Below are 22647 nucleotides of genomic sequence, written 5' to 3'. Positions count from 1 at the left end.
CCGAGCCTGGCGAGGATGTACTCGATGTGGGTTCCCACGGTGCCCGGCGTGATGTACCACCGCTCGGCGATGTCCCGAGGACCATGGCCACTCCCCCGGCGTCCGCACATCGGTCATCCCACCGGTACGTGCGCTCTCCAGCGGCCGGCGGACGCCTCGTGCCGGCGGTGCCGTGCCGGACTCAAGTCCCCGCCTGCCACAGGGGCCGGGTGCCGAGTCCCACGGTGTCCAGGGCGAGTTCGGCGTACATCGCGTTGGCCCAGGAGAACCAGGGGCGGGTGAACCGGTGGGGATCGTCCTTGTGGAACGACTCGTGCATCTGGCCGGTGCCCGCGTCGGTCGCAAGGAGGGTCGTCAGTGCCCACCTGCGCTCAGTGGTGTCGTTACTGGTCAGCCCCTGTATGGCGATGGCGATGGGCCAGATATGCTCGTCGGGCGTGTGCGGGCTGCCGATGCCTTCGGCCGCTGTGCCCCGATACCAGGTCGGGTTCCGCGGTGAGAGGACGAACCCTCGTGTCGCGAGGTACACCGGGTCCGTGGTGGGGATGTTCGCGACGAGGGGCAGGGACAGCAGTCCGGGCATGTTGGCGTCGTCCATCAGTACCGCGTTGCCGTTGCCGTCCACCTCGTACGCGTATATCGAACCGAAGTCGGGGTGGCGCACGGTGCCGTGCCGTGCGGTGGCCGCGCGCAGCTCTGCTGCCAGTCGGGCGGCGTCCTCGGCGAGTTCGGTGTCGTGCGTGTGGTGGGCCAGTTCGGCGGCGCCGTCGAGAGCGGCGGCGGCGCAGAGGTTCGCCGGGACGTTATAGCCGAAGGCGCACGCGTCGTCGCTGGGCCGGAACCCGCTCCAGGTCATCCCGGTCCGGGTGACGGGCGTTCCTCGTCCCGCGTTCGGCAACGTGTCGCTCGATGGGCCGTTCTCGCGGCGGAAGCGGTAGGTGGAGAGGCGTTCGTGGTCCTGCTCCGTGCGCCACACCGAGATGACGGTGCGCGCGGTCCTGAGCATCCCGGGGACGTGGTCGGTCCGCCCGGTCGCCGCCCAGAAACGGTGGGCCAGCAGCAGGGGGAAGGCGAGGGAGTCGACTTCGTACTTCTGCTCCCACACCCACGGGTCCCCGCACAGGTCCTCGGGGTCGTGGGCCCGCCCGGAGGGTTCGGCGTTGAAGGCGTTGGCGTAGGGGTCGTGGGCGATCTGCTGGAACTGGCGGCGCAGCACGGCGAGCAGGAGGTGCTGAAGGGCGGTGTCGTCCTTCAGGAGTGCCAGGTAGGGCATCATCTGCGTGGAGGAGTCGCGCAGCCACATGGCGGGGATGTCGCCGGTCACGACGAAGGCGGTGCCGTCGGGCATCGGCCTGATGGTGCGGGCCAGGGTGTCGTTCAGGCAGCGGGTCAATGTCTGACCGGCGCGCGGGTCGCCGAGGTCGTCCAGCCGGTGAACGGCCTCTTGGACGATCGGGTGATCGGTGATGCTGGTGGGAAAGCTCATGGGTCGGCCTTTCGGCGGTCGGCCGTCGGCGGTCGGAGGCTTATTGACGGGATGTCAGACGCTGGTGTCAGGCGCTGGTGGGCGCTGCCCCGGTCCGTCCGCGGAGGGTGCGCCGTGGCGGACGACGCGGGTGGGGACGGTGACGCGGCGGGAGGCCCGCGGCGCCGCTTCGTCGTCCTGTTCGAGTCGGTCGATCAGCAGCCGTGCGGCCTGGCGGCCGATCTCGTCGGCGTCGTAGGAGACGAGGGTCAGGGGCAGACCGAGGACGTCGGACAGGTCGAAGTCGTCGAAACCGGCGACGGGCAGGGTGGTTCCGGATTTGTACAGGGCCCGGATCGCTCCCTGGCTGATGCGGTTGTTGGTGCAGAACAGCGCGGTGGGGCGTTCGGCCCGGCCGAGCAGGTCGAGAGTCGCGCGCTCCGCCGTCGCGGAGTCGACCAGGCCCTGGCAAATGAGGGCGTTGTCCGGTTCGACGCCGACTTCCTCGTGTGCCGCCCAGAATCCGCGCAGCCGTTCGGCGCCGGTGTACAGCGCCGGCGGGTTGCCGAGGAAGGCGATGCGGGTGTGTCCGTCGGCGAGGAGGCAGCCGGTGGCCTCGCGTGCGCCGTGGAAGTCCTCGACCAGGACGCAGTCGGTGTCGAGTCCGGCGGGCGGTCGTGCGGCGAGAACGACGGGGACGTGCCGCATGGCTCGGGCCAGATGCTGTTGCCGGCTGCCGGCCGGGACGACGATCAGTCCTTCGACCTGGTGATCGACGAGTCCGTCGATCAGTCCGGGTTCTCGGTCGGCCTGTTCGCCGGAGTTGCTGAGCACGACGCGCAGGCCGTACTCGGTCGCCACTTCCTGGACGCCGAGGGCGAGGCGTGAGTAGAAGGGGTTGGCGAGGTTGGTGACGACGAGGCCGATCATTCCGCTGCCTCCGAGGCGGAGACTGCGTGCCGTCTGGTTGCGGCGGTACCCCAGCCGGTCGACCGCCGCGAAGACGCGCTCGCGGGTCGCTTCCGACACGCCGGGGTCGTCCTTCAGTACACGCGAGACGGTCATGGCGCTGACCTGTGCCAGCTTGCCGACGTCGTGCATGGTCGGCCCACTGCCTCGGCGAGCGGTCATGCTCCTGTCCCTTCCTCTGCCTTCCTGCACCCGGTCCCCCTGTCCTCATGGCGCGTCCGGCGTGCCCTGTGCCCAGTGGGCGGCCCCGAGCAGGGGGGCCTCCTCGGGCTGCCGGGCCGGCAGAACAGGTACGTCCGGTCCGTCGGCCGGTGCCCGCCCCGTGGTGAGCGCGGGGTGGATCAGGTCCCACGACCGGGCCATGGAGCCACCGATGACCACTGCGGTGGCTTCGAAGCGGTCGATCCATGGAGCCAGGGCCTGGCCGAGTGCGTCGAAAGCGTAGCGGAAGGCTTCCTGTGCGGCGGCGTCGCCCTTCCTGGCGCGCGCGGCTATGTCACGGACGTCGGGGAGGTGCTGGTCCCCCGTCGCGCTGGTGAGGCGGGCGTAGTGGGCGCGGATGCCGCGCCGCGAGACCGTGTCCTCCAGTGGCCGGCCGTGCACCGTCAGGCGGTAGGCGTGTCCGCCGGGCGGGACAAGGGGACCTGAATGGACAGGACGGCCGCCGGACAGGAAGGAGGACCCCACGCCCGTGCCCAGCGTCAGGCAGACGACGTGGTCGTGTCCCGCGGCGGCACCGGAGCCGTACTCGCCGACGGCGAACGCGTCCGCGTCGTTGAGGAAGCGCAGCCGTTCGCACCGGTCGGCCAGGCGCTCGCGCAGGCCCGCGCCGACGTCGACGCCGTTCAGGGATTCGAACTTGCCGACGTCGGCGAAGCGGCCGACGCCGGTGGCGTAGTCGAAGGGGCCGGGCATCGCCACGCCCCAGCGCGGGCTGTGCCCGGCCGGCAGTGCGAGGGCGGCCCGGGCGATGGCGTCGAGGACGGCGTCGGCGTCCGCGTGGGCCCGCAGCGGCCTGCGGATCACCGGGGAGGGCACGGGGCGGCTCGCGGTGGGGTCGACGAGGGCCGCAGTGACGTGCGTACCGCCGATGTCGAGCACCGGGACCGGCCGCGACGCGTGTCTCGTGGTGGCCGTGATCACGGTTCGACCACCAGCGCCTTGACGATCCGCACCTCGTCGCCGCCCAGGGCGCGGACGCGGTACGGGCCGACCGCGGCGGGGATCGTGATGGTCTCCGCGAAGGCCAGGGTGTGGGTGCGGCCGTCGCGGGTCTCGATGACGGCGCCTTCGCCCGCGGCCACGTTGAGGATGTGGAAGCGCCCGGCGGTGTCGTCGAATATGTCGCAGCCCTGCGCCACGACGAGGCGGTGCACCGCGTAGAACATGTCGGGCAGTGCGCCCAGGACCTCCTCGCGCCAGCCCTCGCCGGAGCGCAGCGGACGCGGCTGCTGGATGAGGTCCTTCGTGACGTCCTCACCGCGCCGGGCCGTGTCCAGGTTGGCGAAGCCATGCTCGTAGGGCAGGGGCCGGGAGGCACCGGCGGCGTCCTTGCGCAGCCAGTCGTAGAGCCGCAGGGAGTACAGGTAGGGGGTGGCGCTCACTTCCAGCACCAGGTTTCCCGCGCCGGACGCGTGCGGTGTGCCCGCCGGGATCATGAACAGCTGGCCCACCGTCGCGGGGTGGGACTGGATGTGCTGCTCGACGGGCATCGGGGTGCCGTTGTCTATCGAGTCCTCCACCTGGCGCCGCATGACGTCGAGGTCGGCCTGACCGGTGAGGCCGAGCAGCACCCGGGCACCGTCCTCGCTCGCGGTGACGTAGTACGTCTCGTGCTGGGTGTAGGGCCAGCCGAACACCTCCCGCATATACCGCTCCCGCGGGTGGAGGTGCAGGGACAGGTTGCCGCCGCCCATCGTGTCCAGGTAGTCGAACCGGATCGGGAAGGAGGTACCGAAGGCACGGTGCACGTCCACACCGAGCATGTCCTCGGGGTGGGCGACGCACAGCAGTTGGAAGGGGACTTCGACCTGGGCCGCGTCCTTGTCACCGATCATGACCCCCGCTTCGGGCGCGATCAGCTCGTAGCCCAGGGCCGTGTTGCCCGACTGCGGGGTGAAGCCGAGTTCACTCGCTGCCCACTGGCCACCCCACGGGGTGGAGTTGAAGTACGGACGGGTACGGACCGGGCCCCGGGCCAGGTGTGCCAGCGTGCTGCGCAGTGCGGCGCCGTCCAGTGCGGTCGGGACGTCCGCGTTCTGTACGTCGATCCAGCGGTCGATCCGTCCGGCGATCGCGTCGCGGTGCCGGTCCAGTACGGGCCAGTCGGTGTAGAACAGGCGCACCAGGTCGCCAGGGACGGCGGGGCGCCCCAGGTTGACGCCGACGGGCAGCTCGCCCTTGGACACGGCCGCCTCGGCGTACCGCTTCGGCAGGTCCGCGTACCACAGCAGATCCGGCCCGCACAGTGACGCGCCCGGCCCGTACACCAGCGCCACTCCGTCCCGCACGGGCCGCTCGGGCCGTGGAGGGGAGTCGAACAGGTCCGCGACCCGCGCCTGGGACAGCGGGGTGAAGAACGGGTCGTCGGCGGAGACCGGCAGGGCCGTGATCCGCTCGTCGGCCGCCGCCGCGTAGTGGCCGCGCACATCGATCGGTTCGACGTCACGACCGGCGGCGCGTACGGCTCCCGCGAGGCCGTCGGCCAGCGCGGTCCAGTCGAGGGCCGCGGGGCCGTCGACCGCCAGGACGAGCGGGCCCGGCGGCAGATCCGCGGCCAGGGCCGGCCAGCCGACGGTCACCCGGCCGTCGACCGGCTGGTAGCTGGGGAGGGGGTCGTACGAACGAGACGCGGGCACATCTGCTCCTTACTCGGCTCCACTTGCGTTAACGATAACAGTGCTTGGCTGGAGGTGTCCACGGTCGATTCATGACCCAATGGAGCCTCGACCGCCCACTTGACCTGCATTTTTGATAACCCTCTCCATGCGGGGGGATTCTTTTCCCTTCGAAGTCTTGCTACCGACGGAATGGTGTCGTTAACCTCCACGCAACACGCACCGGGGCTGCTCCGGGGTCTCTCCGACGCCGCACACGTCCTGTGATTCACATCCGGCCATGCAGGTGGCCCGATTCCGTGAAGGTGATCAATGTCAGCATCGGGCAGGACCAGCAGTGCGGCCGTGCCGCTAGCTCGGCGCCGCTTCCTCACCGGGGTGGCCGCCGGCGCGGCCGCTCTGGCGGCCGGGGGCTGCGCGCGAGGAGCCAGCACGTCCGCGCAGCCGGGAACCACGAGCATTTCCAACGACAACGCCACCTGGGACGACGGCTACCGGGCGGCCGGCCGCGAACTGGAGAAGATCACCGGGTACACGCTGAGGCCGCTGTCGAATCCGTCGGTCACGTCGTACCAGCAGGTCGTGCAGATGACCCTGCAGACCTCGAAGTCGTCCGACCTGGTCAAGTGGGCGTCCGGCTACCAGCTCAAGCGCCTGGCGCGCGCCGGCGGGCTCACCGACCTGACGCCCGTCTGGAAGGGGTACGCGGCCAAGGGCTGGGTGCGCGGCACGTCGCGGGAGTCCGTCTCCTACCGGGGCAAGGTGTTCGGCATCCCGCTGTACGAGTCGTACTACGTGCTCTTCTACAGCAAGCCGGTGTTCGGGAAGCTGGGCCTGTCCGCCCCGAGCAGTTGGGACGAGCTGCTGCACTGCGCCGAAGTCCTCAAGCGCAACAGGATCACGCCCTTCCTCGCCAGCCAGGTGGGCAGCTGGCCGGCGATCGAGTGGTTCCAGGAGCTGGTCAGCAAGGTCGATCCCGGCTTCTACCAGCGGCTGGTCGCCGGCGAGGCCTCCTACACGGACGACCGCGCCCGCCGGGCCATGGACATCTGGCACGACTTCATGCGCAAGGGCTGGATGACGTCTCCCGACTTCGACCAGGCGCGCGGCCCCGGCGCGCTGAAGGAGGGAACGGTGGGCATGTTCCTGCACGGCACCTGGCAGGCGTCGGGCATGTCGGCGGCCGGGATGAAGCCCGGCACCGACTACGGCGCCTTCATCCTGCCGACGGTGCGTCCCGCCACCCCGAAGAGCGTGATCGCCGAGTCGGGAGTCTTCGTGGTGCCCAGCCGCGCCTCTTCCCACGAGGCGGCGATGGCGAACGTCGGAGCGTGGCTCGACCCGTCCGTCCAGCGGGTGTGGAGCGACTTCCTCCAGGACAGCTCCGCCAACCCGAAGGTGCGGGCCGGCAATCCGGTGGTGGCCGGACTCCAGCGGGACGTCGCCCGCAACCGCCGCACCGCACTGGTCCGCTACTGGGAGGCCGGCCCGCCCAGCCTCATCCAGGGCAACACCAACGACCTCGGCGGATTCATGGCCGGACAGACCTCACCGGCCACGACCCTGCGCCGGATGCAGGAGCGCGCACTCGACGAATGGGCGGCCTGGAAGCGAGACGAAGCATGAGCACCTCAGTGACCGACCGGCGCCCGCCGACACCGGCCGGCGGACCGGGACCGACCCGGCGCCCGACGCGGCGTCCCCCCTTGACGCAGAAGTGGGCCACCGCGCGTGAGCGCGTGACGGCCGGCGGGTTCATGGCTCCGGCCGTCCTCCTCGTCGCGCTGTTCCTGCTGGCCCCCTTCGTATGGACCATCTACCGCAGCTTCTTCAGCGACACCCGGACCTCTCCGTTCAGCTGGTTCGACAACTACTCGCTGTTCGCGTCCGACCCGGCCCTGTCCCGCTCCATCCAGAACACCCTGATGTGGGTGGTCGGCACGGTCGCGCTGCCGTTCGTGCTCGGGCTCGCGATCGCCTGCATGACCAACGCCGGCCGGTTCTCACGCCTCGCGCGGCTGTGCGTCGTGCTGCCCTACGCGCTCTCTGGATCCGCGGTGGCGGTGGTGTGGAACTTCATGCTCACCACCGACGGTGCCGTCAACCAGGTCCTGACCGGCCTGGGGCTCGACTCGCTGGCCCAGGGCTGGCTGCTGACCTGGCCGGGCAACACGGTCGTGATGATCCTCGCCAACGCCTGGCAGGCCACCGGCGTGGCCGTCATCCTCTTCCTGGTCGGACTGCAGTCCATCCCGCCCGAAACCCTGGAGGCCGGTGCCCTGGACGGCGCGAGCGGCTGGCAGCAGTTCCGCCACATCGTGCTGCCCCAGCTCCGCCCGGTGTCGATCATCGTGATCGGCATGAGCCTGGTCAACGGCCTCAAGTCCTTCGACCTGATCTGGGTGCTCACCCAGGGCGGCCCCGGACGGGCCACCGAGACACTCGCCGTGTCCATGTACAACGAGACCTTCCTCGAACTGCGGCCCGGCGCCGGAGCGGCGATCGCGGTCGTCCTCACCGTGATCGTGCTGGCCGCCTCCTGGCTCTACCTGCGCCGCCAGCTCGACGTGAAAGGCGTGTGACGATGTCCCTCGGCCGAGTTCTGCGCAACACCGTCATCGCCGTACTGGCCCTGCTGTGGCTGGTACCCACCTGGCTCCTCGTCGTCAACGCACTGGTGCCCGCAGGGAGTTACTCGGGCAGTCCGCACTGGCTGCCCCGGGACTTCGGGCTGTTCGGCAACATGTCCCAGGCCTGGGACAAGGCCAACCTGGGCCCGGCCCTCGGCAACAGCCTCCTGTACTCCGTGGTCAGCGCCGCGGCCGCCGCGGTGATCGCCGGCTTCGCCGCCTTCGCCACGATCATCATGCCCGTCAAGAGGCAGGCGTTGTGGTTCTGGGTGATCTACTCCGGCACCCTGCTGCCCCTCCAGGTCTTCATCAGGCCTCTGTTCCTGTCCTACGCGCACACCTCGCTCTACGACACCCAGACCGGTCTGGTGCTGATCTACACGGCGATCGCGGTCCCGTTCGCGTTCTTCGTCATGCGCAACTACGCCCTGACGCTGCCGCGGGAGGTCGTGGAGGCCGCCCGCATGGACGGTGCCTCGTGGTGGCGGGTGTTCTGGCAGATCCACGTTCCGCTGACCCGCTCCGCCATGATCGCCGTGTTCGTGTTCCAGTTCGTGGCCGTCTGGAACGACCTGATGTTCGGCATCACCATGGTCACCAGCCGCAACATCCGCCCCGTCATGGCCGCGCTCGCCGACCTGCAGGGCAACTACTCCAACGTCGGGCCGCCCATCGTCCTGGCCGGTGCCCTCCTGGTGTCGCTGCCGACCGTGGTGCTGTTCTTCTCCGCCCAGCGCTTCTTCGTCAGCAGCCTCAAGATCCACCGCTGAGCCCGCGTGCGCCCGCACCTCCCCCGTCATCGTCGCGAAGGGAACACCCATGCTGCGCTCGCTCCTCATCCGCGCCACCGCGCCCGCCGTCTGCGCCGGCCTGCTGTGGACCGCCGCCCCCGCGCATGCCCAGAGCCCCGCACCCACCCGCCCCGTCTCCTCCGACACCTGGGCCGACCGGGCCACCGGAACCTACCGCGCCCTGCAGAAGCACCTGTACGAGGGCCCCGGCGACCACGGGCTGTACCTGGAGCACACACCCCGGCAGGCCACCGACCAGGAGCACTCCTACCTGTGGCCGTTCCGCGAGGCAGCCCAGGCAGCCGTCGACATGCAGCGACTGCCGCGCACCGGGCCCGCCTACCGCCAGGACGCGGCCGAGCGGTTCGACACGGCCGAGCTGTACCACACCGGCGGCGAACGGCCGGGCTACCGGTCGTACCTGCCCGCCCCACTGGGCACGGGCGGCGACGTGTACTACGACGACAACGCCGTGGTCGCCCTCAGCCAGCTCGACCAGTACGAGGAGACCGGCGACGCACGGTACCTGCGGCGGGCCGAGCAGGTCGTGCCTGTCGTCTCCCGGGCCTGGGACGGCGACGCCGCCAAGGCGTGCCCAGGCGGCATGGACTGGTACGACGCGCCCGGCAACACCATCCGTGCCACCAACGTCACCGCCCTGTCGGCCCAGCTCGCCGCCCGGCTCTATGAGCACACCCGCAACCGCGCCTACCTCGACAAGGCGGAGCAGTGGTACGGCTGGGTGTACGCGTGCATGCGCAAGGCACCCGGCCTGTACGTCAACGACCGCGGCGACGACGGCAGCACCAACGAGACGCTGTGGACCTACAACTCGGGCGCCATGATCGGCACCGCCACCGCGCTCTACCGCGGCACGGGTGACGCCCGGTACCTGGAGAAGGCGGTGGCGGACGCCCGCGGCTCCCTGGCGTACTGGACCGGGGGCACCCGCCTGCACGACCAGCCGGCCGTGTTCAACGCCTTCTACTTCAAGGACCTGCTCGACCTGGACGCCGTCCGCCCGGACTCCGCCTATCTGTCGGCCATGAGCGCGTACGCCGACAGCACCTACCGGTCCAACCGGGACGCATCCAGCGGCCTGTTCCGCTTCCAGCCCTCCAACGGCGGCGACTACGACCCCGCCGCGCCGGCCGCGACCCTCAACCAGTCGGCCATGGTCCAGATCTTCGCCACCCTCGCCGACGCCACCCGCCGGGACCACCGGACTTCCTGACGCGGCGGACCGCGCCCCCGCTCCCCTCGACGCAAAGGACCTTCACGCACCATGCCCAAGCCACCGCTGACCCGGCCGTCCTGGTGGGACTCCGACATCGCGCGCGACCTCCTGAAGGAGCGCGTGGCCACCACCGCCGGCCTCGGCGGCCGCCAGGTGCGGCTGTCGGGAGAGCCGCTGCTGCGCCACGACGGGACGGGCGGACTGCTGCAGTCCATCCGGGTCGGGGTACTGCACCCCGGAGGCGCGCACCCGCGACCGCGCATCACCCGAGCCCGCGTCAGCACCGCCGGGGGCACCCCCGTCCGCTGCGAGACCGTGCCGGGACCGGGAGACGACGCCCGTCTCCTGGTCCCGGAAGTGGACGCACCCACCCCGCTCCTGATCGAACTCCCGGAACTCGAAGAGGGAACCCAGGTCGCCTTCGAGGCCCGGCCGCAGCGCCACTGGACGCTGCACCTGGTGCAGCACTCCCACCTGGACATCGGCTACACCGACCCGCAGGGCCGGGTGATGGCCGAGAGCCGCGCCTACCTCGACTCGCTCCTCGAACTGTGCCGCGACACCGACGACTGGCCGGAGCCGGCTCGTTTCCGCTGGGCCGTCGAGGGCTTCCACTCCTTCCAGGACTGGCGGGCCAACCGGCCCCGCCGCCAGGTGGAGAGCTTCCTGGACCGGGTACGCGAGGGACGCGTCGAACTGACGGCCATGCCGTTCAACCTGCACACCGAGACCTGCTCCACCGACGAACTGCACGAACTGCTGCGCCCGATGACCGAGCTGCGTGACCGGCACGGCATCGACATCACCACGGCCATGCAGACGGACGTGCCCGGCCAGGTGGTGGGCCTGCCCGACGTCCTCGCCGACAACGGCATCCGCTACCTGTCCGTGGCGCACAACTGGGCCGGCCGCGCCGTGCCCCACCTCGTCGGCGGGGAACACCTGCCCCGGCTGTTCCGCTGGCAGGCGCCGAGCGGCAACAGCGTCCTGGTCTGGCGGACGGACACGCCGCACGGCCTGGCCTACATGGAGGGCTCGATCCTCGGCTTCGACGAGTCGTACGACCACGTCGACGACCTGCTGCCCGCCTATCTCGGGGCCCTGGCCAGCTTCCCCTACCCCCACCAGGGGCGCGGGATCCCGGGCTTCCCCGCCCTCGATCTGCCCGGCACCGCCGACCCCTACCCCTGGGACGTGCTGCACCTGCGGGTGCTGGGCAAGTTCGCGGACAACGGCCCGCCGCGCCGCGTCATCTCCGACACCGTGCGCCGCTGGAACGAACAGTGGGCCTATCCGCGGCTGCGCGCGTCACGCAACCAGGACTTCTTCGAGGACGCCGAGAAGCGCGTCGGGGACCGCCTGGAGACCTACCGGGGCGACTGGACCGACTGGTGGGTCGACGGGGTCGGTGCGGGCGCCGTGCCGCTGGCGGCCACCCGGCGCGGGCAGGCTGCCCTCGCCGAGGCGCAGACCGTGGCCGGGTACGCGCACCTGATGGGCGTACCCGGCAGCACGGCCGTCACCTCGGCCGCACCGGAGGTCTACCGGTCCGCGTCGCTGTTCAACGAGCACACCTGGGGCGCCGGCGACCCCTGGACCCACGGCGACCACGGCCACGGGTCCGGCGAGAAGCAGTGGCACTGGAAGTACTCCCAGGCCATGCGCGCCCACGACGACGCCGAGACGCTCCTGGACGCCGCCTCCGCCCTGCTCGGCGAAGCCTTCGCCCCGTCCGGCGACGCGGCGGCGTCCTTCTACGTCGTGAACACGTGCAGCTGGCCGCGCACCGAGACCGCACGCCTCTTCCTGCCGGAGAGCACGGTCGCGCTCAGCGACGCGGTACGGGTTCTCGACGGGCGTACCGGCGAGCCGCTGCCCTTCGCAGAGGAGGCGCAGAGCAACGACCGCCACCGCGCGGCCGGGCGGTTCCTGCACGTGCCGGTCGCGGATGTGCCGGCCTGCGGCGCCGTGCGGCTGGACGTCGTGACCGGCGCCGACTCCCCGGCACCGGCCGACGGGGCGAACCCGCCCGCCGACGCCACCGTCCTGGAGAACGACCACCTGCGCGTGACGGTCGACCTGCGCGAGGCGTGCATCGCGTCCGTCGTCGACAAGTCGACCGGACGCGAAATGGTCCGCCAGGACGCCATCGTCGGCTTCAACGGCTACGTGTACGACGAGTACGCCACGGCCGGGGCGTTCAACCACCAGTCCAGCAAGACCGTGGCCGACGACTCGATGCACCTGCTCGCCTCCCGCAGCACCGCGCCGCCCGCCGCCCTCGTCGACCGCACCACGGACGCCACCGGGCAGACCCTGGTCTACGAGTGTGCCCCGGCCGGCACCCGTCGGCTCCGGGTGCGCGTGCACCTGCCGCACCACGCGGCCCGCGTCGACATCGAGAACCGTATCGACAAGGACGCGACCCTCACCAAGGAGAGTGCCTTCTTCGCGTTCCCCTTCGCCCTCGACGGCCCCGTCGTGCACACGGAGTCCACGGGCGGCGTCCTGGGCACCGACCGCGAGACCGTGCCGGGCTCCGCGGCCCACATGCGCGCCGTCCGGCGCTGGATCAGCCTGAGCGACGGCACCCGCCTGGTGGCACTGGCGACGGCCGACGCCCCGCTCGTCCAGCTCGGCGGGATCGCGATCCCCTACGTCCCCTATCCGCAGTCGCTGCCCCAGGAAGAGCCGGCGACCGTCTTCTCCTGGGTGCACAACAACATCTGGGACACCAACTTCCCCGCCCAGCAGGCCTTCGACCACGTCTTCCGCTACAGCGTCGGCTTCGCCACGACCGCGGAGAACGACACTGTGGGGGCCGACGGACTCGCCGTACGCGTCGCCGCCGTCACCGGCCACCCGCTCGTGCCGGTACGCGCCCGCGCCGACGCCGGTGCCGCGTCCCCGGCGCAGGCGCGGTTCCTGGCCCTGGACAATCCCCGGGTGCGGCTCGTCGGGGTGACGGTTCCCGACAGCGGCAAGCTCCTGGTGCGTCTACAGTCCCTGGCCGACGTCCCCGTCACATGCCGCCTGACCACCCCCTTCCCCGTCGTCCGCGCCGCCCTCACCACCTACCTGGGGCTGCCCCTGCGCGACATCAGCCCGGAACCGGACGGCGCGATACCGGTCGATGTACCGGTGCTCGCAACGGCAGCCGTGGTCCTCGATCTGTCCTCCGTCCCCACCGGTGGGTCAGCTGGGTAGGAGTTGCGCCCAGGTAGCGTTCACCAGCCGAGGAGTGCGGGGAGCGCCAGGTGGGGCTGGGTGACGCGGAGGAACCGACGGCCACCGCGGGCGGCCGTCGGCTCTTCCCTCCGGGGGCGTTGACGCCCCCGGGGTCAGGTCACGCGACTGCCCCAGGACGCCATCGACCACAACGTGAGCGGCACCCAGACCGTCCTGTCTGCGGCCGCCTCCTCCCGCCGCCCGAAGCGGCTGGTGTTCGTGTCGTCGGCGTCGGTGTACGGCTATGGCAACCCGGACGACTGGGCCGGCCCCGAGGACGAACACCGCAGCGTGCGGGAGCTACTGAGCAGCGTCTACGGGCGGATGCCGCCCCAGTTCGGGGAGGAGCGGCGGCTGCGGCCGCTGTCGGTGTACGCGAACACCAAGGCCTTCGGCGAGGTCCAGACCGACCTGACCCTGGGCCCGGCCGGGATCTCCTACAGCGTGGTGCGCTACTTCTCCGTCTACGGCCAGCCGCAAGTCATCAAGCCCGGCAGTCACTCGTGGGTGGTGGCCTGGTTCGCGGACCGCGCCGCCGCCGGGCTCCCGCTGCACCGCAACGGGGGCGGCCACCAGGTCCGCGACTTCGTCCGCGTCGACGACATTGCGGAGGGGACCCTGCGCGCCCTGACCGAGCCCGCCGCGGACCGGAAGACGGTCAACATCACCGGTGCAGGACCACGAAGCCGGTGGCGTCGGCCTGCGCCTGGACCAGCTCGGTCAGGGCGTCGACGAACGGCTGGGCGGGGCTGTCCGGCGGCAGGGTTTCGGCAGCCTGCTTCAGCCGCTCGTGCACGGTCGGGAAGAGCTCCTTGGCCCACGCGTCCTGTTCCTTGATACGCCGGGAGCCTGCCTCCAAGCTGATCTGCATGACGGTCCACTCCGGACAGTCGGAGGTGTGCCAGATCTCGTACGGCGTGCCGCCCGCGACGCGGACGTTCTCCCGGGCGGGGGCCCGCTGTGCAGTCCGACGTAAGGCGCTCGGCCGTGCTCTTCGGCCGAGCGCCTCCGTGTGTTCACTCCCCGCTCAAGGACGCCGTCACCCTGCAGCACGCAGGGTCACACCTCACGGATCGGGAGTCAGGACTTGCCCTTGCGGCCGGCGAGTACGGCAAAGACTGCCAGGAGCACTCCACATGCCACGGCGATCGCCCCGAGCACCATCGGTACGGCGTCACCGGTCGCGACTCCCGCGATACATCCGCTCAAACCTCCCACCATCAGAATGATGGAAAAGATCCGCACAGCGCGTACAGCGTCCGTCATCGGGGCGTCGCTCGCTGTCATTCTTACGTCACTCCCCTGTAGATCGTCTGGTTGACGTCTGATTGAACGTCATCCGTAGGTGATGACGTCGGCTCCGTAGTAGCCCGCGACGCCTCCCAACGCACAACTGCCCACCACGGCGGCACCAGCGCCGACCGCGCTGCCAACTCCGGCACCGACCACTCCTCCGACCGCAGCGGCGTACTGGATGGTTCCGGTTGATGCGGCTGCACCGATGCCCGACACGCAACCCGACACGCCGCCGAAGATTTTACTACCGGTGTCCAGAATGTCCGAGAAGCTGAACAAGCCGGTGGGGTCGGTCCGGTTGACCGGGTCGCCGGCGGCGTAGAGGTAGGGGTTGGTTTCCTGGCCGGAGGGGTCGGGCTGTGTGAAGCGGCCGAGGGTGGGGTCGTAGTAGCGGTGGCCCATCTTGTACAGGCCGGTCGGGTCGGCGTAGGCGCCGGCGTAGCGGTACGGCTGGGGGGCGGCCTCGGTGGTGGTGCCTCGGGGCGTGCCCGTCGGACCGTAGGCATAGGTGTGCGTCCGCTTGCCGGTGTCGTCGACGAGGCCAAGGACGTTGCCGGTGGCGTCGGTGAGGTAGTAGTAGGACTTCCCCCCAGTCGTCATGGAGTTCAGCGTGCCCGAAGGCTCGCGGATGAATCCCGTGTCGACACCGTTCGTGGTCGTGGACGCAAGACCCAGTGCGGTGTGGTGGAACCACGTCGAAGCGAGCTTGGTGCGCTCGGCATTGGTGGTGCCGGCGTGGACCAGGTCGTAGTTCGTGCCGCCAGTGGTGATGCCGGCGAGCTGGCTGTAGTCGGTCCAGGACTCGTCCGTGCGAGCGGTGCCGCTGGCTGCGTCGGTTTCGTTGCCGAGCTTGTCGTAGGACCAGCCCGTGGTGGAGCCGTTCTTACCGGTCAGCTCGCTGGCGTCATTGTAGGTGTACGTGGTGCCGCCCGGGCAGGCGCTTTTGCTGCCGTTCTGGCTGGTGAGGTTGCCGGCCTTGTCCCAGCAGTACAGCCAGGACGCCTTCCGTGCCCCCGCGGAGTCTGCCTCCAGGGCGTAGGAGAGGCGGTCCTGGGAGTCGTAGGTGTAGCTGGTCTTGAGGTTCGTGAGGTGGTCGGTGCGGGTGCGGATCTTGGTGGTGTCCTTGCCCACGCTGGCGTAGCTGTAGGTCAGGTCGACGAAGGTCTGCGTGCCCGAGGTGGTCTTGATGCGCTCGGGGCGGCCGTTGTCGTCGATGGTGACGGCCTGGGTGGTGCCGCCGGGGTAGACGGTCTTGGTGCGCTTGTCGTTGTTGTTGTAGTCGAAGTCGGTCTTCGCGCCGTCCGGGGCGACCAGGTAGTCCAGGCGGCCGGCCTTGTCCCAGGTGTAGTCCGTCGTCCCGGTCGGGTCGGTGTAGAAGTCGACGTCACCGCCCGGGGTGTACGCCAGCGCGGTCTGCGCGCCGTTCTGCAAGGTGCGGACGCTCTCGCGGTTGAGCTCGTCGTACTTCCACTTGGTGAAACCAGAGGCATCGGAGCGGGTCGTGACGTTGCCGTCACCGTCGTAGGTGTAGGTGACGGTGAAGTTGGTGGAGGAGACCTCGCGGACGCGGTCACGGGAGTCGTAGCCGTAGACGGTGGTGATGCCGCGGCCGTCCTCGACCGTCTCCACCCGGCCCAGCGCGTCGTAGGTGTAGGTCGTCTCCCCCAGCTGCGCCGGCGGCTTCACCTTGATCAGGTTGCCCTCGTCGTCGTAGGTGAAGGAGGTGACCTTGCCGTTGCCGTCCTTGGCCGTGCAGCGCTGGCCTTCGAAACCGCCGCACTCCGGGGTGGTCTCGTTGTAGGTGTACTCACGCGTGGCGCCCGCGGTGCCCGTCGTGGTCACCGACATCGTGTTGCCGTTGGCGTCGTACTTGTACGAGTCCTTGCGGCCGTCCGCGGTGGTGAAGTCGTTCGGCAGGTCCGTCCCCGCCACGGTCTGGTAGGCGGATACGGACGCCGTGGCGCCGAGCGGCAGCTTCTGGGATACGGCGTTGTTGCGGGCGTCCCAGCCGTAGGTGGTGGTGTTGCCGCCGGTTCCGTCCGTGCCGGTGCCCATCGCGTCGATCGCGGTCTGAGTGAGGTGGTTCTTGTAGGTGGAGTGCCGGGAGTGGCCGAGGGGGTCGGTGACCTTGGTGACCTCACCGTCCGCGTTATGCGTGTAGATCGTCTCGTCGCCGTCCGGGTCGGTGACCGTCGTCGTACCCGCGTCTGAGGGGGTGGCCGCCGTGTAGTCGTAGCGCCAGGTCGGGCCCGTGTGCCCGCTGCCCGACGTGCCGGTGGTCCGCTGCATCGAGGTAACGCGGTTGTGGCTGTCGTAGGTAAAGAGGGTGACCGTTCCTTCGGGGGTGGTCACCTTCGTGACCCGGCGGGAGGAGTCGTACTCGTAGGTGGTGGCCTTGCCGGCGGTGTCGGTGACCTTGGCCAGGTTGCCGGATCCGTCGAGGTTGAGGACTGCGGAACGGCCGGTGTGGTCCTTGGCCTGCCACTGGCTCGGGTACGTCTTGACGAGGTCGATCCAGCGGCCGGAGCGGGTCTCGGTGAGTCTGAAGCCCTTGTGCTCGCTGCCGTCGTCGTGCTGGTCGACGGTGATCGTGCCCTTGTTCTTGTCCGTGACCTTGGTAAGGGTGCCGTGCTCGTTGTAGGTGTCCTTGGCGCCGGACTTGCGGTCGGTCAGGGTGTAGCTGCCGTCCGCGTTCTTCTTCAGGTCCTTCGAGTAGCCAGCCGGCGTCGTGTAGGTGCCGTCCGACGCAGCTGTGAAGCGCAGCAGGTTGCCGGTGGCGTCGAAGACGTCCACCTCACCGTTGTTGATCTGCAGGTAGCGCTCATAGGCCTGCCACCAGCGCTGCGACACCTTCCCCCACGGCGCCTCCAGGGAGTTGTAGGTTCGGGGCAGCTGGAGCTTCTGGCCGACGCCGGCGATGTCGAAATCGGTCGCGGCGAGCATCAGGTTGCCGTTGGAGACGTTCACCCGCGCCACCAGGGCGTCGTCCAGGCGGGTGTCGAGGATCTGGTGCCAGGGCACCTCGCCCTGATCCTCGGGCAAGTAATCGTCCGTCGCCGCGGCAGCAACTGAGCGGGATGTGGAGCTCTTGGCAGGCTGCTCGCCCGTCGCGCGGGCCTTCTGCGCCGTCCGCCAGGCCGCAACCTCGGTCGACGGCTTGGCTTCTGCCTCCGACTCGGGCGCCTTGATCGAGCCGGCCGGGGTCGCGGGAGCCTCGACCTTGGTCGGCTTCGTCCACGGACTCTCCGGCTCCGGCAGCTTCGGCTTCGGCGTCGCCGCCAGACCGGGCGCTGCCGCGATCACCACAGCGGCCGTGGTGATCGCCGAAACGCAAGCGGTTCTGTGTGTTCTCCGGGCACGCCACATGGGCGTGCGCGCAGCACGCGAGTGCATCAGCTTCCCCCCACAGGAAGTCAGACCCGGCAACCCCAGCGGTCACCAGCGGCACACAAACTGTCACAAGAAGCACACAAACTGGCGCGGCGTCCCCCCGATGTACAGATACATGCGGGCCGGAACCAGCCCCACCGCTTCACCTCGACAAACCAGAACGTTAGCCCTGAAACCTCGCAGGCACCGGGGGGAATTATCGGATTCGTTACCGTTTCCGGAGGGCAGCTTGACCGGAATTATTCGGTTCAGGGTGCCAGCTGACTCACTGCGGTTCCCGACCGCCGCCTTTCGGCCAGGTTCAGACCTGTCCGATGGCCCGCCACGCAGGCTGAGCAGTACGTTCTCGCTGGCCATGGCGGAGAACAGGTGAACAGAAAAGTTGTCTCAGAGGGCCGGGTGCACGTCAGGTGCCGCTGTGCGCGCGGATTCACCAAATGCACACTTGGCGCGTCCTGCATGCGTGGTCCCCCAGCCCGCGGCAACCACCCCTGTCGTGAAGGGCATCCCCGCGATGAGCACACCGGGCAGACGCACGCCCTGCTCCCACCCCACCCGCCACCACCGCGTTCCCGCCCAGCGGCTCACGCGATCCGTCCAACAGGCCGGGCGTCTGCTGTCCTGGAACCTCGCCGCCGGCATGACCACCGCCGCCACCGACCTCCTCCTCGCACCACAGGCCGACTGGTGGCACATGCTGTGGCCCCTGCCCTGGTACATCACCAGCGCATCCATCCCGCTCTGGACCACCCTCCGCGCCCGCGAAAAGGCCGCGCACCAGCAATCACCCGGGGAAGACGACGACATCCACGACAAGTGGGGCCAAGCCGCCTGACCTGACGACACCACACCCGCCCTCAGCAACCGCAGCGTCCGTTCCCCGCGTCAGACGGTGCGGAAGTCGTGGGCGGGACCGCCGCGCCACTCCACCCACTGCGACTGGTCCAGGACGGCTTCAGGGGCGGCGACGCCGACGTGCTGGCATGGTTTTGGTCGGGGTGATGGAGGCATCCGGCGTTCTGTTTCCGATTGTTCGTCGAGGGTGTGCGATGGCGTCGATGCTGTGGTTACTGGAGGCGCGGGAAGCGTCTGCCCGCGAGCGGGTGGAGGTCCTGCGGGAGGAGGCGGCCCGTGCGGTTGCGGCCTTGGAGACCGGTGAGATCGAGCTGGACCGGCGGGTGATCGCGCGCGAGGAACTCGTCGAGGCCCTGGCCGTATCCGCCGCCGAGACCACTGGCGTCACGGAGGCCGAGGGCGAGGGCGAAACGGCTCTCGTCCCCGCGCCTGCGTCCGCGGCGGAGCCGGGTGCGATCGTGCCGCACTGGCAGGAGGGGCTGTCGGTGTCGGTGCTCTCGCCGAACAATCAGCGGATCTTGAACGTGCTTCAGGACCGGCCGGGTCTCGAGCCGGTGCGGGCCAAGGACATCGCGGCGGCCCTCGGGATCGAGGCGGCGGCGAAGGTCGAGGGAGTGCGGCCGAAGGGTGAACGCCTGGCCGAGCGGGGCTGGTTGCTCCAAGAAGCGTCGGGCGCGTTCAGTGCCGGCCGCAGGCTCGTGGCCTCGCCAGGCGGCGACCCATCCGCGTGATCATTGACCACTGGGTCATCGCCTCGCTGGTCGCGGGTAGCGTCTCGTAGTCCCGGCACAAACGCCGCGAGTGCATCAACCAGCCCAGGGTCCGCTCGACCACCCACCGCCTCGGCAGCACCACGAACCCCTTCGGATCGTCGGTCCGTTTGACGACCTCCACGGCCAGGGCGAGTTTCTCGCGGGCCCAGTCGATGAGGGATGGTGTAGCCGCCGTCGGCCCAGACCAGGCAGATGTCCCGGTACAGCTCACGCAGCCGGGTCAACAGGCCGGTGGCCGCCTCGCGGTCCCCAATGTTCGCGGCGGTCACGGCCACGACCCGCAGCAGGCCCAAGCAGTCAGTCACGATGTGCCGCTTCCGCCCATTGATCAGCTTCCCGCCGTCGAAGCCGCGTGAGGCGGCCGGCACCGTCGCGGCGGCCATCACCGACTGCGCGTCGATGATCCTCGCCGTCGGCTCCGCCTCCCGCCCTCGCGCTCCCGCACCCGGCCACGCAACCGGTCGTGGAACTCCGCGACTGGGCCGTTCTCGCGCCAGCGGCGGAAGAAGGCATAGCCCCGGGCCCAGGCGGGGAAGTCGGCGGGCATCGCCCGCCAGGAAATGCCGCCCGCGACCAGGTAGCGGATCGCGTCCAGCATCTGACGGTGGCAGTAGCCCTCGGGCTGTCCGCCCCGGCCCTCCAGCCAGGAAGGCGTGGGCAGCAAGGGCCGCACCGCCACCCATTCCGCGTCCGTCATGTCCGATGGATACCGGCGCTGCCGGTCGGAATGAGCGCCAGCGTTGCCGTACAAGTGCGCGAGGCAATCGCACGACACGACGGACGGGTTGAAGTCGACAGGCGCAACCGCGTACACATGTAACAACAGGGCCTCCTGGCGCTACTCGGATGGGGTCGCACGCCCGAGCTACCAAGAGGCTCTGCCTTCATACACGTACTGCCGGAAGACCACCCGACCAGGATCCCTGTTCGACCCGCACGTTCCAAGATCGTTTGAGATGCGGCTATTTAAGGCTTGGCCGGGTCAGGCAACGGGTTCTTCCGGGCGCCGTGGGACCAGGCGACCAGCACCACCAGGGCAGCGGCTGTGCCAGCGAGCGTCATGACCATGGATGGGGAGGAGTGGTCAACCACGACACCTCCGACCAGCGCCCCGATGGAAATGGTGGCCTGGAACGAAGCCGTGAAGAGCACGGAAGAGGCTTCGGGTGAATCGGGTGAGGCCTTGGCGAACCAGGTCTGCGAGCAGACAGGCACGGCACCGTAGGCAACGCCCCACAAAACCAGCAGGGCCACGGCGCCGAGATCCTCCTTGCCGAGCACCGGGAGCAGCACAGTCGCGCCGGCGATCATCAGGGCGGCGGCTGCGAAGGTGCCGATCGGATACCGCGCCACAGCCGATCCGCCCAGGAAGTTCCCGGCAATTCCTGCAACTCCGTACACGAGCAGATAGACCGTGATGAGCCCGGCGCTCACATGAGTCACCTGCTCCAGGAACGGAGTGACATAGGTGTAGGCGCCGAAGTGGGCGAGCACGACAAGGAACGTCATCACCAAGGCAAACCGAGTATTGACACTCCTGAGCATGCCCGTGAGCGCACTCAGACGAGTCGGCTCATCGGTCGGCAGCGGCGGGACCACCAGGAGCAACATGGCGAAGACACAGAGGGTCAGAATCCCCATGACAAGGAACGCGGTACGCCACCCCGCAACGTCTCCGATAAGCGTGCCCAGCGGGACTCCGAGCACGGACCCGAGAGGCACCGCGGAGAAGATCACGGCGGTTGCCCGGCCCACCGATTCGGCAGGAACCAGCCGGCTTGCCAGCCCCGCGCCGATGGACCAGAAACCACCGATGGTGACCCCGACCAATACACGTGAGACCAGGACCAGCCAGTAGCTCGGCGCAACCGCGGCCAAGAAATTCGCCAATGCCAGCAACAGAATAAACGTACCCAGCATGAGCCGACGATCGATGCGCCCCGTGGCGACAGTTACCACGGGCGCCGATACCGCGGCCAGAAAACCAGGCATGGTCATCATCAGACCAGCCATTCCATCGGAGATGGTGAAACTCGAGCCAATCGAGGTCAAAAGGCCGATCGGCAGGATCTCGGTGGTGATGATCGAGAAGATCCCCAACATCACCGAAATCACCGCCAGCCACGATACCAATGGCGATCGCGCCGGCAATGAAGGCGAGTCGATGGAAGTGGTGGTTGCTGTGGGCATGAATCCCGTCCTGTGTTGGGCCTCACATGAAGAGTGACACTATTTCAGCAGGAACAGGAGCCACCTTCTGGCAGTTTCGCGACGTCAACAACGGCTTCCGCGTCCGACATGTCCGAGGGATACGGGCGTTCCGGGTTCGGACGGTCGGCCGCGTTGCCGTACACATGCGCCAATCACACGATGGAGCTGCCGAGTTGAACTGAACGGGCTCGGACGCGTACAACAACGACACCAGGGCCTCCCGGCACTGCTCGGTTGGATTCGCATCCCGAGCTACCGAATAACCCTGCCTTCATGCGCGCACAACGGGAAGATCACCCCGGCGAGAAACCTGTTCGACCCGCACGTTCCACGATCAGTCGAGATACGGCTTCTAAGACGTCGTTTCTTATGGCTGGCTGCAGGCAGTTGGCGGACATGACCGGAGCGATGTCAGAGTCTGCGACTAGGGTTCGCGTCCATGGGCATCCACTGCGAGTACGTCCGTCTCTCCCCTGCTGAGCTGCAGCGGTCGTTGAGCGATCCGTCCTGGGCGCAGGAACACATCGACGAGCTGGGTGATGCCTGGGCGGAAGAGGACTCGCTTCCACCCGAGAAGGCACCGTATTTCAGCATCGAGAAGTCGTGGCACAAGCTGCACCACCTCATTGCCGCCCACGGTGGCATGCCGGTCGATGTCATCCACGGCGGGGCTGAGCTTCCGTTGGAGGACGACATGGACTACGGACCCGCCAGGTATTTGACCCCCGAGGACGTGGCCCGGGCCAGCGGCTGCCTTGCCACCACACCGTTTGACGAGTTGGCACGGCACTACGACCTGGCGGCCATGCGCAGCGCCGAGATCTACCTCCTGCCGGAGTCCGAGACCGGAGTCCCCTCGGACCTGGACACTCTGCGGCACCGCTACGAGGAACTGGCCCGGTTCTTCTCCACTGTCGCCACCGCAGGCGATGGCGTAGTCCTCGTGTTGGCCTGACACGACTCCC

General features: G+C 69.2%; 17 protein-coding genes and 2 pseudogenes. 9 read left to right on the top strand and 10 right to left on the bottom strand.

Annotation, left to right across the window (positions count from 1 at the left end; translation table 11 throughout):
• Window positions 1–181: 181 nt before the first annotated feature.
• From R2E43_RS38760 to R2E43_RS38745, 4 genes are read right to left on the bottom strand one after another with little or no spacing between them, the layout of a single operon-like run.
• Window positions 182–1486 carry a glycoside hydrolase family 125 protein gene (locus R2E43_RS38760; RefSeq protein WP_030872745.1) on the bottom strand — a complete coding sequence of 435 codons (1305 nt, stop codon included), beginning with the start codon at window positions 1484–1486 and terminating at the stop codon, window positions 182–184.
• A 54-nt stretch (window positions 1487–1540) separates the two neighbouring features.
• Window positions 1541–2596, bottom strand: a complete 1056-nt coding sequence (locus tag R2E43_RS38755) for a LacI family DNA-binding transcriptional regulator (RefSeq protein ID WP_161269927.1) — start codon at window positions 2594–2596, stop codon at window positions 1541–1543.
• Window positions 2597–2641: 45 nt separating this feature from the next.
• The gene (locus tag R2E43_RS38750; RefSeq protein ID WP_011026819.1) at window positions 2642–3577 is read right to left on the bottom strand and encodes an ROK family protein; all 936 of its coding nucleotides are present in this window, start codon (window positions 3575–3577) and stop codon (window positions 2642–2644) included.
• The gene (locus R2E43_RS38745; RefSeq protein WP_319130468.1) at window positions 3574–5292 is read right to left on the bottom strand and encodes a class I mannose-6-phosphate isomerase; all 1719 of its coding nucleotides are present in this window, start codon (window positions 5290–5292) and stop codon (window positions 3574–3576) included. Before R2E43_RS38745 ends, R2E43_RS38750 begins: the two co-directional genes overlap by 4 nt.
• A gap of 291 nt (window positions 5293–5583) precedes the next feature.
• Between R2E43_RS38745 and R2E43_RS38740 the strand changes: the two genes are divergently transcribed.
• From R2E43_RS38740 to R2E43_RS38715, 6 genes and pseudogenes are all read left to right on the top strand, one after another.
• Window positions 5584–6897, top strand: coding sequence for an ABC transporter substrate-binding protein (locus R2E43_RS38740; protein ID WP_011026821.1), 1314 nt, complete (start codon window positions 5584–5586; stop codon window positions 6895–6897).
• Window positions 6894–7853: a carbohydrate ABC transporter permease gene (locus R2E43_RS38735; RefSeq protein WP_030872739.1), complete on the top strand. Its 960-nt coding sequence runs from the start codon at window positions 6894–6896 to the stop codon at window positions 7851–7853. The genes R2E43_RS38740 and R2E43_RS38735 overlap by 4 nt, the downstream gene beginning before the upstream one ends.
• Before the next feature lie 2 nt (window positions 7854–7855).
• Entirely contained in the window at window positions 7856–8671 is an 816-nt protein-coding gene (locus tag R2E43_RS38730; RefSeq protein WP_037898166.1) for a carbohydrate ABC transporter permease, read from the top strand.
• Between the two features lie 49 nt (window positions 8672–8720).
• Window positions 8721–9926 carry a glycoside hydrolase family 76 protein gene (locus tag R2E43_RS38725; RefSeq protein ID WP_030872736.1) on the top strand — a complete coding sequence of 402 codons (1206 nt, stop codon included), beginning with the start codon at window positions 8721–8723 and terminating at the stop codon, window positions 9924–9926.
• A 51-nt stretch (window positions 9927–9977) separates the two neighbouring features.
• Entirely contained in the window at window positions 9978–13136 is a 3159-nt protein-coding gene (locus tag R2E43_RS38720) for a glycoside hydrolase family 38 N-terminal domain-containing protein (protein ID WP_332057084.1), read from the top strand.
• A 147-nt stretch (window positions 13137–13283) separates the two neighbouring features.
• Window positions 13284–13811: pseudogene (locus tag R2E43_RS38715) on the top strand (NAD-dependent epimerase/dehydratase family protein); the annotation flags it as partial.
• A 10-nt stretch (window positions 13812–13821) separates the two neighbouring features.
• On the opposite strand, the gene R2E43_RS38710 reads toward R2E43_RS38715, so the two are convergent.
• The 3 genes from R2E43_RS38710 to R2E43_RS38700 form a co-directional block, all read right to left on the bottom strand.
• A complete protein-coding gene (locus R2E43_RS38710) occupies window positions 13822–14028 on the bottom strand; it encodes a hypothetical protein (RefSeq protein ID WP_011026827.1) in 207 nt (68 codons plus the stop codon).
• Between the two features lie 209 nt (window positions 14029–14237).
• Window positions 14238–14444, bottom strand: a complete 207-nt coding sequence (locus R2E43_RS38705; RefSeq protein ID WP_030872731.1) for a hypothetical protein — start codon at window positions 14442–14444, stop codon at window positions 14238–14240.
• Between the two features lie 48 nt (window positions 14445–14492).
• Entirely contained in the window at window positions 14493–17819 is a 3327-nt protein-coding gene (locus tag R2E43_RS38700) for an RHS repeat-associated core domain-containing protein (protein WP_332057150.1), read from the bottom strand.
• Between the two features lie 520 nt (window positions 17820–18339).
• Between R2E43_RS38700 and R2E43_RS38695 the strand changes: the two genes are divergently transcribed.
• Together R2E43_RS38695 and R2E43_RS38690 are read left to right on the top strand one after the other, a co-directional pair.
• Window positions 18340–18678, top strand: a complete 339-nt coding sequence (locus R2E43_RS38695; RefSeq protein ID WP_240804718.1) for a hypothetical protein — start codon at window positions 18340–18342, stop codon at window positions 18676–18678.
• A 214-nt stretch (window positions 18679–18892) separates the two neighbouring features.
• Window positions 18893–19429: a hypothetical protein gene (locus R2E43_RS38690; RefSeq protein ID WP_332057083.1), complete on the top strand. Its 537-nt coding sequence runs from the start codon at window positions 18893–18895 to the stop codon at window positions 19427–19429.
• A 263-nt stretch (window positions 19430–19692) separates the two neighbouring features.
• On the opposite strand, the pseudogene R2E43_RS38685 reads toward R2E43_RS38690, so the two are convergent.
• The 3 genes and pseudogenes from R2E43_RS38685 to R2E43_RS38675 form a co-directional block, all read right to left on the bottom strand.
• Window positions 19693–19854 (bottom strand): annotated as a pseudogene (locus R2E43_RS38685) (transposase); the annotation flags it as partial.
• Complete coding sequence (locus R2E43_RS38680) at window positions 19854–20168, bottom strand: transposase (RefSeq protein ID WP_231909081.1); 315 nt, start codon at window positions 20166–20168, stop codon at window positions 19854–19856. The pseudogene R2E43_RS38685 and the gene R2E43_RS38680, both read right to left, overlap by 1 nt.
• Before the next feature lie 269 nt (window positions 20169–20437).
• Window positions 20438–21661, bottom strand: coding sequence for an MFS transporter (locus tag R2E43_RS38675; protein WP_011026832.1), 1224 nt, complete (start codon window positions 21659–21661; stop codon window positions 20438–20440).
• A gap of 460 nt (window positions 21662–22121) precedes the next feature.
• Between R2E43_RS38675 and R2E43_RS38670 the strand changes: the two genes are divergently transcribed.
• Window positions 22122–22637 (top strand): YfbM family protein, encoded by a 516-nt coding sequence (locus R2E43_RS38670; protein ID WP_030872722.1) that lies wholly within the window; start codon window positions 22122–22124, stop codon window positions 22635–22637.
• Window positions 22638–22647: the final 10 nt, after the last annotated feature.

Source organism: Streptomyces violaceoruber, from assembly GCF_033406955.1.
Taxonomy (GTDB): Bacteria; Actinomycetota; Actinomycetes; order Streptomycetales; family Streptomycetaceae; genus Streptomyces; species Streptomyces violaceoruber.
The sequence above is the reverse complement of the archived record's forward strand: the minus strand, read 5'-3'. Positions and strand labels throughout refer to the sequence as shown.